This window comes from Streptomyces beijiangensis (genome assembly GCF_017315755.1).
In the GTDB taxonomy this organism is placed as follows: domain Bacteria; phylum Actinomycetota; class Actinomycetes; order Streptomycetales; family Streptomycetaceae; genus Streptomyces; species Streptomyces beijiangensis.
Window position 1 is genome coordinate 1 of the sequence record NZ_JAFLRJ010000051.1, and the last position, 11,669, is coordinate 11,669.

Annotated in this window: 14 protein-coding genes and 1 tRNA gene; 8 read left to right on the forward strand and 7 right to left on the reverse strand. The window is 69.6% G+C overall.

Going from position 1 to position 11,669, the window contains the following annotated elements; all coding sequences use genetic code 11:
* Positions 1-27 precede the first annotated feature (27 nt).
* Positions 28-834, forward strand: a complete 807-nt coding sequence (locus J0695_RS06225; protein WP_206960837.1) for an HAD family hydrolase — start codon at positions 28-30, stop codon at positions 832-834.
* Entirely contained in the window at positions 831-1,490 is a 660-nt protein-coding gene (locus J0695_RS06230) for an O-methyltransferase (protein WP_206960826.1), read from the forward strand. Before J0695_RS06225 ends, J0695_RS06230 begins: the two co-directional genes overlap by 4 nt.
* 10 nt (positions 1,491-1,500) lie before the next feature.
* Here J0695_RS06230 and J0695_RS06235 read toward each other — a convergent pair whose 3' ends face one another.
* The 3 genes from J0695_RS06235 to J0695_RS06245 all read right to left on the reverse strand — a co-directional run bounded on the left by J0695_RS06235 (position 1,501) and on the right by J0695_RS06245 (position 3,983).
* Positions 1,501-1,716: an FmdB family zinc ribbon protein gene (locus J0695_RS06235; protein ID WP_206960827.1), complete on the reverse strand. Its 216-nt coding sequence runs from the start codon at positions 1,714-1,716 to the stop codon at positions 1,501-1,503.
* Between the two features lie 39 nt (positions 1,717-1,755).
* Positions 1,756-3,054, reverse strand: a complete 1,299-nt coding sequence (locus tag J0695_RS06240; RefSeq protein WP_206960838.1) for a hypothetical protein — start codon at positions 3,052-3,054, stop codon at positions 1,756-1,758.
* Positions 3,055-3,209: 155 nt separating this feature from the next.
* Positions 3,210-3,983: a DUF4097 family beta strand repeat-containing protein gene (locus tag J0695_RS06245; protein WP_206960828.1), complete on the reverse strand. Its 774-nt coding sequence runs from the start codon at positions 3,981-3,983 to the stop codon at positions 3,210-3,212.
* A gap of 161 nt (positions 3,984-4,144) precedes the next feature.
* Here J0695_RS06245 and J0695_RS06250 point away from each other — a divergent pair.
* Positions 4,145-4,219 (forward strand) — tRNA-Val (locus J0695_RS06250).
* A gap of 499 nt (positions 4,220-4,718) precedes the next feature.
* Here the strand turns inward: J0695_RS06250 and J0695_RS06255 are convergent.
* Positions 4,719-5,153, reverse strand: coding sequence for a MarR family winged helix-turn-helix transcriptional regulator (locus J0695_RS06255; protein WP_206960839.1), 435 nt, complete (start codon positions 5,151-5,153; stop codon positions 4,719-4,721).
* Positions 5,154-5,213: 60 nt separating this feature from the next.
* Between J0695_RS06255 and J0695_RS06260 the strand changes: the two genes are divergently transcribed.
* Positions 5,214-5,600 (forward strand): PPOX class F420-dependent oxidoreductase, encoded by a 387-nt coding sequence (locus J0695_RS06260; protein WP_206960829.1) that lies wholly within the window; start codon positions 5,214-5,216, stop codon positions 5,598-5,600.
* 10 nt (positions 5,601-5,610) lie between these two features.
* Here the strand turns inward: J0695_RS06260 and J0695_RS06265 are convergent, their stop codons facing one another.
* The gene (locus J0695_RS06265) at positions 5,611-6,348 is read right to left on the reverse strand and encodes an SDR family NAD(P)-dependent oxidoreductase (protein ID WP_206960830.1); all 738 of its coding nucleotides are present in this window, start codon (positions 6,346-6,348) and stop codon (positions 5,611-5,613) included.
* 151 nt (positions 6,349-6,499) lie between these two features.
* Between J0695_RS06265 and J0695_RS06270 the strand changes: the two genes are divergently transcribed.
* Both J0695_RS06270 and J0695_RS06275 read left to right on the forward strand, forming a co-directional pair.
* Entirely contained in the window at positions 6,500-7,258 is a 759-nt protein-coding gene (locus tag J0695_RS06270) for a PIG-L deacetylase family protein (RefSeq protein ID WP_206960831.1), read from the forward strand.
* 102 nt (positions 7,259-7,360) lie between these two features.
* A complete protein-coding gene (locus tag J0695_RS06275; protein WP_206960832.1) occupies positions 7,361-7,765 on the forward strand; it encodes a hypothetical protein in 405 nt (134 codons plus the stop codon).
* A gap of 83 nt (positions 7,766-7,848) precedes the next feature.
* Here J0695_RS06275 and J0695_RS06280 read toward each other — a convergent pair whose 3' ends face one another.
* Positions 7,849-8,505: a hypothetical protein gene (locus J0695_RS06280; RefSeq protein ID WP_206960833.1), complete on the reverse strand. Its 657-nt coding sequence runs from the start codon at positions 8,503-8,505 to the stop codon at positions 7,849-7,851.
* A gap of 239 nt (positions 8,506-8,744) precedes the next feature.
* Complete coding sequence (locus J0695_RS06285; RefSeq protein ID WP_206960834.1) at positions 8,745-9,482, reverse strand: Type 1 glutamine amidotransferase-like domain-containing protein; 738 nt, start codon at positions 9,480-9,482, stop codon at positions 8,745-8,747.
* Between the two features lie 90 nt (positions 9,483-9,572).
* On the opposite strand from J0695_RS06285, the gene J0695_RS06290 reads away from it, so the two are divergent.
* Both J0695_RS06290 and J0695_RS06295 read left to right on the forward strand, forming a co-directional pair.
* Positions 9,573-10,322 (forward strand): VOC family protein, encoded by a 750-nt coding sequence (locus tag J0695_RS06290; protein WP_206960835.1) that lies wholly within the window; start codon positions 9,573-9,575, stop codon positions 10,320-10,322.
* Positions 10,323-10,411: 89 nt separating this feature from the next.
* Positions 10,412-11,275, forward strand: a complete 864-nt coding sequence (locus J0695_RS06295) for an NAD(P)H-binding protein (RefSeq protein ID WP_206960836.1) — start codon at positions 10,412-10,414, stop codon at positions 11,273-11,275.
* Positions 11,276-11,669: the final 394 nt, after the last annotated feature.

Below are 11,669 nucleotides of genomic sequence, written 5' to 3' on the forward strand. Positions count from 1 at the left end.
AGCCCTACCCCCACCCCCGGACCCGTCCTGGTCGCGAGCGACCTCGACCGCACCCTCATCTACTCCCAGGCCGCGCTCGACCTGACCATGCCCGACGAGAAGGCCCCGCGGCTGCTCTGCGTGGAGATCTACGAGGGCAAGCCGCTCTCCTTCATGACGGAGACGGCAGCCGCCCTGCTGCCCGAGCTCGCCGCCCGCACGGTCTTCGTGCCCACCACCACACGCACCCGCAAGCAGTACGAGCGGATCCAACTCCCCGGCCCCCGCCCGGAGTTCGCGATCTGCGCCAACGGCGGCCACCTCCTCGTCGACGGCGTCACCGACCACGACTGGCACCGCCAGGTCACCCGCCGCCTCGGCGACGAGTGCGCCTCGCTCGCCGAGGTCCGCAGCCATCTGCTCTCCGTCACCGACCCCTCCTGGCTCCGCAAGGAGCGCATCGCCGAGGACCTCTTCGCGTATCTCGTCGTCGAGCGCGACCTGCTGCCCGAAGGCTGGGTGAAGGAGCTCTCCGAGTGGTCCGAGGGCCGTGGCTGGACGGTCTCGCTGCAGGGCCGCAAGATCTACGCCGTACCGAAGCCGCTCACCAAGAGCGCGGCCATGCGCGAAGTGGCCCGCCGCACCGGCGCTCAACTCACCCTCGCCGCAGGCGATTCGCTCCTCGATGCGGACCTCCTGCTGGCCGCCGACCACGGCTGGCAGCCGGGCCACGGCGAGCTCGCGGACTCGGGCTGGCGCGCCGACCGGGTCACGCTGCTCGCCGAGCGGGGTGTCGCCGCGGGCGAGGAGATCCTCCGCCGATTCCTGGAGCGCGGCTCTAAAGTCGCCGTATGACCAAGGGAAACAGCACCAAGATCACCGACGAGCTGTACGCGTACATGCTCGACCACAATCCGCCGCTGGACCCCGTGCAGCGCGAGCTCGTCGAGACGACCTACGCCACGTTCCCCGACGAGGCGGGCATGCAGTCGGCGCAGGAACAGGGGCCGCTGCTCGCCTTCCTCGTCCGGCTGACCGGCGCGCGGCACATCGTGGAGGTCGGCACCTTCACCGGCTTCTCCGCGCTCTCCATGGCGCAGGCGCTCCCGGAGGGCGGCAGGCTCATCGCCTGCGACGTCTCGGAGGAGTGGACCGCGTACGGCAGGGAGGCCTGGGCCAGGGCCGGGGTCGCGGACCGTATCGAACTGCGGATCGCACCGGCGCTCGACACCCTGCGCGCGATGCCGGCCGAGCCGCACATCGACCTCGCGTACGTCGACGCGGACAAGGGCAACTACATCCCGTACTGGGAGGAGTTGGTGCCCAGGATGCGGCAGGGCGGACTGATCGTCGCCGACAACGTGCTCTTCCACGGCGCGGTCGTGGACCCGCAGGCATCGGGCAGCGCCGCCGCGATCCAGGGGTTCAACGACCATGTGGCCGCCGACAAGCGGATGGAGAGCGTGCTGCTGGCCATCTCGGACGGCCTCACGCTCTCCCGCAAGCGCTGACTGCCGGCTGCTAGCTGCAGCAGCCCCCGCCGCAGCAGCCTCCTCCGCCACCACCGGAGGGTGCGGGCCCGGCAGCCTTCGTACCGCCGACAGCTACGGCGGACAGCAGTTTGACGGTGTCGTCGTGTCCGGCGGGGCAGGATGCGGGGTCCGACGACCGGACCATCGGACGGTTGACCTCAAAGGTGTCGCCGCAGCTGCGGCAGCGGTACTCGTATCGGGGCATGCGCACAGGCTAGCGGTGCCCCGCGCCCACCGGAATGAATCAGTGGGCGCCGGCGCCCCGGTCCTCGCGGATCTCCGCGACGACGCGCGCCGCCGTCTGCCGTACCGCCTCGGTCTCCGTCAGGAAGTGCCAGTAGTCGGGATGCCGCCCCTCGAGCCCGGCGACCGCCCGGTCGAGGCGCCCCACCGCGTCGTCCAGCGGCCGGGCGTGCCGCGGATCGGGCGTATTGCGCCCGGCCATCGCGAGCCGCTGTGCGTCCCGCAGCGCGAACCGGGTCCGCTGGATCTCCTGCTGCGGGTCCTTGGCCACGGCATTGAGCCGCTCCAGCCGCCCACCGGCGGCGGACACCGCCTCATCGGTCGAATTCAGCAGCGCCCGCACGGTGGTCAGCAACGACGTCGCATCGGGCCACCGCTGCTCGTCCCGCGCTTTGGCAGCCTCCTTGAGCTTCTCCTCCGCCTGCCGCACCGCGGCGGCGGCCTGCTCAGGGACATGCTGCAGGTCCTGCCAGCACGGCAGGGTGAACCGCCGCCGCAACTCGCTCAGCACCGGGTCCACCGTGCCCGCCCGGGTCGTCAACGCCTGCGCACGCGTCCGCAGCGATACGAGCCGACGGTCGATCTCCGCCGCCCTCTCGGGCAGCCGCGCGGCCTCGGTCCGTACCGCTTCGGCATCACGCAGCACCCGGTCCGCGCGCTGCAGCGTGTCGGGCACGCCGTGCTGCCCGGCACCCTGGTTGAGCTTGGTCAGCTCGGGCGCGAGTGCGGCGAGCCGCGCCGCGAGATCGTCGGCCTTCAGCCCGGCAGCCCGTACGGCATCGAGCGCATTGCTCGCACCGAGGAGCGCCTGCCGGGCCCGCTCCACGGCGGGCGCCAGCCGCGCCAGCTGCGTCTCGGCCTTCCCGAGCAGCGGACCGAGCCCCTGCCCGAACCGGTCGAGCTCGCCCTTCACCCGCACCAGATCGTCCTTGGCGCGCGTCAGAGCGGTCCGAGCCGAAGCGGCGACGGACGCCTCCAGATCGTCCCTGTCAAGATCATGAGCATCGACGGCAGTGATGTAGGACGTACTCACCTCATCGATACGCCGCCCGAGCGCGGCGAAGTCCTCGACGGCCTTGCGCGCACCGGGGGAGCTGTCCACCGCGGTGATCGTCTCGATCGAGATCTCAAGATCACGCTGAGCGGTGTCCAGCTCCAGGAAGGCCGCCGCGGCCGCATCCTTCGCGGCCTGCGCGTCGGCCCGCTCGCTCTCGCCCCGCCCGCCGAACCAGCGCCTGGTCCCGCCCCCGGCGAAGGCCGAGGTCATGGCGTAGGCGAGCAGCGGCACCGGCAGAGCCATGACCGCGAAGACGTCGAGGACACCCCGGACGGCAGCACTCGCCCGCACATACGGCTGTCCGATTCTTGCCGGTCCTGCCGCCACTTGCCTCTCCCGTGCTGGTCCGTCCTGCCCGGTACATTCTCCCACCCGGTAAGGACGAACACACGGGCCGGTTAGTTCGCGCTTCGGACGGTGACTTCCCCGTTGTCACTCGTCGCACGCACCACATGGGCACTCGTGTCGCTGCGCGGCACGCTCACATGCACGTCCCCGTTGCTGGTCTTGGTGCTCACCTTGTACGCGATTCCGGCCTGCTGGGGCAGCGCGATCTCCACCGACCCGTTGTTGCTGCTGGTCTCCACCCGGTCGGGCACCGCGGCGAGCGTGAGCCGCACCTCGCCGTTGTCCGACCCGGCGACAACATCCTTCGAGGTGATCCCCTCGGCGACGACCTTCCCGTTGTCACTGTCGAGATCCAGCGTCCCGCTGGAGTCCCGCACGGTCACCCGCCCGTTGTCGGACCGCAGCTTGAGCGCCGTCGAGAACCCGGTGGCGGTGACGCCCCCGTTGTCGTCCCGTACGGTCACCGCCACCCCACGCGGCACCTTGATCTGATGCCGCGCCTCACAGCTGCTGGCCACCGCATCGCAGTTCAGCCGCAGCTTGAGCGTCCCGTCCTTCATCGACCACTTCGCGTTTGGCCCCGACCCCATGAACACCCACCCGTCCACGCGCCGGGTGACCTCGACGTCCTTCACATCGGCGGACACGAGCTCGATCTGCGAATCGTCCGAATCGATGGTCAGCGTCTTCCCACTGAGGGCGAAGGACCTGTGCTCGGCCTTCGCGTCCCCGGCATCCGCACCGCATCCGGTCAGGGCGACGGAGACGAGAACGGCGCCGCCTGCGGCGAGAAGCGTGCGAGTGCGGAGTACCACGGTGATCATTCCCCCAGCTAGAACCTGCCGATGCGCTTACGGTACGAACCGGCCCCCCGTCCGGGCGATCCGGCCGCCCACCGCATCAGGGGTGGGGTTAACCCCCGGCGATCCACCCAACAGGTTTGCGACCTGCCCCCACCAGCCATGTACTCTGTTGCTTCCTCCACGGGTGTGTAGCTCAGGGGTAGAGCGTCGCTCTTACAAAGCGAATGTCGGCGGTTCGAAACCGTCCACGCCCACCAAGGAGAATCAGCAGGTGCGAGCCTGCTTATGGCCCCCCGGTCGTGATCGGCCGGGGGGCCTCTTCGCGTCCAGAGTCCACAAAGAGTCGAACGGCGGGGACGGGCGGACACACGAACGCCCTGCCGACCGCTGCTGCGGGAGCCAGGGCTGCGGCGCGTGAGCTACTGGCGCGGCCCCGTGACGGGGACACCGGCAACGATCAGCCAGGCGTCCTGGCCGTCGACCTCACATCCAGGTGGCGGAGCCGACGACCGAGGCACGTTGAGGCATCACTCAGGCAGAAGGGGGAAATGAGGGCGGCGGCGGGTAACAGGGGCGGGGCTCCTGCCGGGAGAGGGCCAGGCGAAGCAAGGCTGCCAGGGCCCCTGGGCCTGGCAAGGGATGTGACCATCGCTCATGCTGTCCGGGGCTGCCACCGTGCGGTTCCGGGGCCCGTAATGTGCGGCCCCCGCCTGTTCTGCACCTCGTCGGCGGTTCGGAACCGTCCGCGCCCCGTGGTCACGCGCCGCCGTCGTCGCGGATTGCCGAGACGGCACGCGCCAGCAACGACCGCAGCAACTCCCGTTCCGCGGCGCTGAATTCACCTTCAATGCGCCGCTCGATCGCCACGGCGCGCTCGTCGGCGGCCGTGAACGCCTCGCTTCCCTCCCGGGTGAGCCGCGTCTCGAGCACATTGCCGTGCCACGGATGCGGGGTGCGCTCGACGAGGCCGCGCTCCTGCAGGTTTTTCAGCACCACGTTCATGGCCTGCGGGGTCACCAGGCAGGCCCGCGCCAGCGCGGCGGCCGAGATGCCGGGCGATCCGCTGAGGCCGAGCAGTGCCGCGTACTGCGGAACCGTCAGCCCTGCCGGCTTCACCGCGGCGCTCTTGGCGGCGATGAGCTCCTGCTCGGCGCGCTTGATGTCGAGGCCGAGACGGTCCTCGGGGGGCATGGTCACCGCACAAGCATACGAGGCTTGTGCATCATCAAAACATTGATAATGTTCAATGTCATGACGATCCCCGAGAGTCACCTCGACCTGCTGACGCGCCCGCTCTTCGTCCATCTCGCCACCAAGGGCCCGCGCGGAATCCCGCACGTCAACCCTGTCTGGACCATCTGGGACGGCGAGTTCCTGCGCTTCACGACGAGCACCGACCGCCGCAAGCACAAGAACGCCGCCGCCGATCCACAGGTCTCGATCTCCGTGAACGACCCGGACCAGCCGTACCGCTATCTGGAAGTGCGCGGTGTGATCGAGCGCATCGAACCGGACCCCGACGGCGCCTTCTTCGACGTCCTCGCCAAGCGGTACGGCCTGGAGTACGAGGCCCCGGTCGGCGACGCCGAGCGCCGGGTCGTCCTGGTGATGCGCCCGACCCACACCACGTCCCAGTGACCCGGCCGCGTCAGAGCAGGTGACCGCCGCCGTCCACCAGCAGCACCTCACCCGTGATGTACGTCGCGCGCGCCAGGTCGTGGACCGCTTCGGCCACGTCCTCCGCCCTGCCGACCCGGCGCAGTGGGACGGCGGCGGCCACATGGGCCTTCGACTCCTCGGCGCCCTCGACCCCGTCGAACCACGGGGTGTCGATGAATCCGGGGGCGACCGCGTTGACACGGATCTCCGGGCCCAGGGTCTTGGCCAGCAGCAGGGTCATGTGGTTGACCGCCGCCTTGCTCACCGCGTACGGGATCGAGCTGCCGCCAGGCCGCACCCCCGCCTGGGAGGAGATGGTGACAACAGCGCCCGACCCGCCGGCCCTGAGGTGCGGGACGGCCGCCGTGATCGTCTGCCAGACGCCGATGACATTGACGTCGAAGATGTCGCGCCAGACGTCCGGGGACGCTGCCGCAAGGTCGTCGTGCGGGATGAACCGGGTCGTACCGGCACAGGTGACGAGCAGGTCGAGGCGTCCGTACGCCGCGACCGCCTCCTCGACGAGCCGTTGCGCGTCCGCCTGGTCGGCGATGTTCGCCTGTACGTAGACGGCGTCGGGCAGTTCGGCGGCCAGCTTCCGGCCCGCCTCAACCGAGTTGGCGGAGTTGACGACAACACGCATCCCGGCCGCGGCCAGCCGCCGGGCGACCGCCTCGCCGATGCCCGAAGACGACCCCGTGACCAGAGCAACGCTTTGCTCGCTCATGCGCTCTTCCCTCCCAGTAAGCCTGCCGGGCCCGCCATGGATCATTTCAGACGGCGGACTGCCCCCGCCCAGGCCTTCGCGGTCGCGTCGCGCGGTGCAGTGCGGTGCGGCGTACGATCAGGCTCCCTTCGTGCTGGAAGGCGGCCGATCCGTGCCCGTGCCGAGCCTGCTCGCGGTTTTCGCTCACCCGGACGACGAGTCGCTGTCAGCAGGCGGGGTCCTCGCCTGTCACGCGGCTGCGGGTGCGCGTACGGCAGTCGTCACGGCGACCTGGGCCGCAGGCACCCAACGGGCTGGGGAGTTGGCCGAGTCGCTGCGCATCCTCGGCGCGGGCAAGCCGCGGCTGCTCGGCTACGCAGATGCGCGCGTACCGCAGTCGGCGCCGGGCTGCGCACGGTTCTGCGATGCGCCGCTCGACGAGGCGGTACGGCGGCTGGTGGCGCACATCCGGGAATTCCGCCCGGACATCCTGGTCACCCATGACGCCTACGGTGGGCTGCCCGGTCACCCGGATCACGTGCACACCCACCGGGTGACCGTGCTCGCTGCCCACGCGGCCGGGCTGGGCCTGCTCTACCTGGATGCCGGCGCCCCGTGGCAGCCGAACGCCCTGTACCTGGCCACGCACCCGCACTCGACCGTGCCGCTGCTGAGGGAAGTGATCGGCGCGCGCAAGGCGGTCTACAGCGTTCCCGACGAACAGGTCACGGCGACTGTCGATGTCCGCCCTTGGATGGAGCGGAAGATCGCCGCGGTATTGGCGCACCGCTCCGAGGTGGAGCGGGGAGCTCTACCGGGGCTGATCGCCAACCTTGCGCCAGATGCAAGGGAGCGGCTGCTCGCGACCGAGTGGTACATCCGCCACACGCCGGTCACTCCGGCATCCGCCCAGACAGAACTGACCGTCTGACGTCACGACAGAGCGCGCGTGCGACGGCACCACCAGGATGTTCTGGGCAGCCTCGGCCGGCGAGCGGAACAGCTCGACAGCCGAAGGGAGTTGCCTCCCGGTATGCACGACACCTTGCACGCGATGCGGTCTCCGATCCTGGCGATCCGACCGCTGATTCCGGCCGAGCAATCGTCCGGGGGAGTGGTTTGCTCGATGAGTACGAGCGGGGAGTGCCAGAACCTCACGGTGGCCGTCGTCCAGGCTGGCATGCGGGGCTACGATCTCGCCACGCCAATGGGAGGGAAGATCGTCATGGCCATGGGGCTTGCAGGACTGCCAAGCAGTGAGTGGATGATTCGGGACGCGAAGGGCAGGAAGCACAGCTTCGACTCGGAGGAGGAAGCGTTCGGGGAACTCTCCGAGTACGGAGAAGGTGCCACGGTATGGACCCGCGAGGTCTACCGCGCATTCTTTGTCACCAAGTCCGTGGACGGCTGGAAACAGGTCCAGGACCAGCGCAGTTAGTGCCGTGACCGCATAGGTTGTCGGGTTGCCGGGTGGGACGGGTGGCCCGGGGTGCTCCCGCCGCGGCTGAAGCCGATCCGCACCTATGACCGCGGTGTGCTGTCCGAGCGCCATGTGGTGAGACGAGGGTGCCCCGGCAGTTCGGCGCGGCCGGTGACCCACAACAGGGTGAGCCAGGGATCCGTGCCCTCCGGAGCCTCTGGAAACAGACGGGCGAGCACCCGCGAGCAGAGAGCGGAGGGCGGGGTCCAGGCAAGCCCGAAGCCTTCCGCCAGATCGTGCATGTGTACCAGCGTCTCTTGCAACGCCAACGCCGCGAAGCCTTCGGGGTCCGACACCCCGGCGGCGTGGTGGGCGCGGACCCGGGGCGACGTCGTACGCACCATGGCGACCAGCAGCGCGCCGCACGCCTCCAGCACCTGCACCAGGCCGGCCGGACCCGCAGCACGGTCCGCGAAGACGAAGACCGCGGGTCCGCCCGGCCTCTTCTGGCTCAACGCGAAAGGCACATGGGTGTCCAGCGGCGGGCTCTGCGGCCCCAGTTGCACGGCGTAGTACAACAGGTCGTTGGCGAGGTGCTCGGCGGTCTCCCAGCAGTCCCACTCCAGCGAACCGGCCTTACCGCCCCACCCCTCCGCGGGTGCGTCCCGGAGGATGCCCACAGCGAGCCGCACGGCAAGGTCGACGTCGTCGGCGGTGACGGGAGACAAGACTGATCCGGATCCGCTTGATCGAGACATGGCAGCACCGTATCGCGGGGGAAGAGCAGACAAGCGGTTCGGTGAGTTGGACTGCCTGTGCACTGGGCGTGGGAGGCTCGCGCTGTGACGATCACCCTGCATGACTTTGACGGCGAGTACTCGCTGACGGTGGCCTGGTCGCCGATGCTGCGGTAATTGCCACCGGGCACGAGCCAAATGGGTACTTCTGGGAGGGACTTCATCATGCTTCGGTATCGCGACGTCCAGATTTCGCGTCCCTAGCGTGGCGCCGGCAGGCGGCGCGGTTCGATGCGCTCCTCGATCGCGGTGTCTCCCTCGCGTACGACGGAATACGCGCCCTTGCCCGGCAGCTCCGTGACAGCCTCCACCAGCTCGGTGCCCCGGTAGACCAGGCCCACCCCGTCGTCCGTGCAGTGCGTCGTGGGCAGCGTGCCGTCGGCCACCAGCCGGTGGACCAGGGGGCGGCGCCCCTTGTCGCTGTCGTAGTGGACACCGTTCCCGTACGGCAGCAGGCCCAGCGCGCCCGTCAGCGGCCGCAGTTCCGGGCCGAAGGAATCCGTGGCACCGCCCTGGAACCAGCAGATCGACCCCGCGCTGACACCGCTCAGCACCACCCCGGCCTCCCAGGCGCGCCGGAAGACCGCGTCGAGGCCGTGGACGCGCCAGACGGCCAGCAGGTTGGCGACCGAGCCGCCCATGACCCAGACGACGTCCTGTTCGAGTACGGCGCCCTCGACGTCGTCCAGGTTCGGCATCGGGAAGAGGTGCAGCGGTGTGAAGTCGAACCCGGCCACCCGCGCGGCCTCCGACATCCGCGTGGTGAAGTGCTCGGCGTCGCCGATCGCCGTACCGACGTACATGACGCGCGGTCGCCTGCCGTGGACCCCCGACAGATCCACGGCGTGGTGCACCAGCGAGTCGAAGGCCACCATGGTGCGGTGTCCGGGGCGGTGGCCACCGGAGGTGGCGAGGATGGTGGGCTCCGAGGCAGTCATGGTCAGCGACCATATCGAGCTGCGTCCGCAGCCGCGCCGGGGGTACGTTCTGCCGGTCGGCGTACACAACTCCCGGAGGCGAAGCGCGACATGACCCAGGCAATCCGCTGGTCCTATGTGTTTGTCGACCGGCCCCGAGAGCAGTTCGATCTGAGCAGCGAGTTCTGGACGCAGATCACCGCCACCCACCTGTCCGAGCGCCGAGGCGATCAGGGCGAGTTCGCGACGCTGCTGCCGCAGACCGGTGACGCGTGCGTGAAGGTGCAGGGCGTCGAGGCCGGTGGCGGCGCGCATCTGGACCTCGCCGTGGAGGACGTCGACACGTTCGTACGGACAGCAGAGGCGCTCGGTGCCACGGTCGCATATCCCCAGCCCGGATGGGCCGTGATGCGGTCGCCGGGCGGGCAGCTCTTCTGCGTCGTGCCCTGGGAGGGGGAGGCCGTGCGCTCCGGGGCGGTCGAGGGGCCGGAGGGGGCGTACAGCCGCCTCGACCAGATCTGCATCGATCTGGCGCCGGCCTTGTACGACACCGAGGCGGCCTTCTGGGCCGCGCTGACGGGATGGGAGCGGGTGACGGGCTCGCGCCCCGAGTTCCAGCGCGTCGCGCCTACCCCCGACCTGCCGGTCCGCATCCTGCTGCAGCGGCTCGCCGAGGACCGTCCGACCTCCGCCCACCTCGACCTGGCCTGCACGGACGTGGATGCGGTCCGCACCTGGCACGAGAAGCACGGCGCCACGCTCGTACGCCGCTTCGCGCACTGGACCGTGATGCGCGACCCCGCCGGCGCGCTCTACTGCCTCACCTCCCGCGACCCGCACACGGGTAACCCGACGGGGTAGCGCACCGCCGGGGACGGTGGGTGCGGATGTCACACATCCCGCCCTCCTACTGCTCTGAGGATGCAATCGCAGAGCAGAGGAGCACGAAAATGATCTTGATCACCGGGGCCACGGGGCTTGTTGGAAGTCCTCTTGTCGACATCCTTCATACAGAGGGTGCCGATGTACGGGCCGTGAGCCGTGACCCCTCCGCCGCCCGCATGCCGGTCGGCGTGGAGGTCGTCGAGGGCGACCCGTCGCGGCCCGGCACGCTCGCCGCAGCCATGGACGGAGTCACGAGCCTCTTCCTGCACCCGCGTGCTGCGGGGGAGCGCGCGGCCGAGCTGGTCGCACTCGCACGGGAGCGCGGAGTACGGCGAGTGGTGGCGATGGCAGCCCTCAATATCGACGAACCCCTCGCCGACCAGCCGTCCCGCTATCGCGGCGACCGGAACAAGGAGGCGGAGACCGCCGCAGTGGAAAGCGGGCTGGAGTGGGTGAGCCTGCGCCCGGGGACCTTCTCCGTCAGTTCACTGCACGCATGGGGCGGCCAGATCCAGGGAGGCGACGTCGTACGCGGCCCGTACGCGCAATTCGCCGAATCACCGGTTCACGAGCAGGACCTGGCCGCGGTGGCGGCGCGAGCGCTGCTTGGCGACGACCTGGTGGGGCGCCGGCTGGAGCTCACGGGCCCGCAGTCGCTCACCCAGGAGGAGATGGTCGCGGTCATCGGCGATGTGATCGGCCGCCCGTTGCGGTACGAGGAGGTTCCGCCGGAGATCGCCGCGAAGGGGATGGTCCAGCACGGCGTCCCCGAGCCGTTCGTCACGGCCCTGATGGACCGGTACGCCCGGGATCTGGGCCACCCCGCACCGCTCACTGGCGAGGTCGGGACGATCCTCGGGCGCCAGGCGCTCACGTACCGCCAGTGGGTGTCCGAACATGCTGCCGCCTTCCGCCGGGCCTCGAATTGACGTGGAACCGTACGGTCCGTACTGTCCTCCGAGTTGTCACCGAGCCGGAACGGTTCAGCGGCAGCCACTCCCGCCGCGTCAGCGGCAACCAAACTCAGCACGATCTCCCCCGGGGACCATTTCGGCATGCCGGAATTGATAACCGGGACTCGATTATGAGACGCCGGGGGAAAGCGCTAGAGTTTGGGCGTCGGAACGGCCCAACAGCCGCAACGACAACCAAAGTTCGACTGGTGAATCAGGACCGCGAGGATCTGATAGAGTCAGAATCGCCGGAAAGGGAAACCTGAAAGGCACCGAGGAAATCGGACACGAAAGAGTCTGATAGAGTCGGAAACGCAAGACCGAATGGGAAGCGCCCGGAGGAAAGCCTGAGAGGGTGAGTACAAAGGAA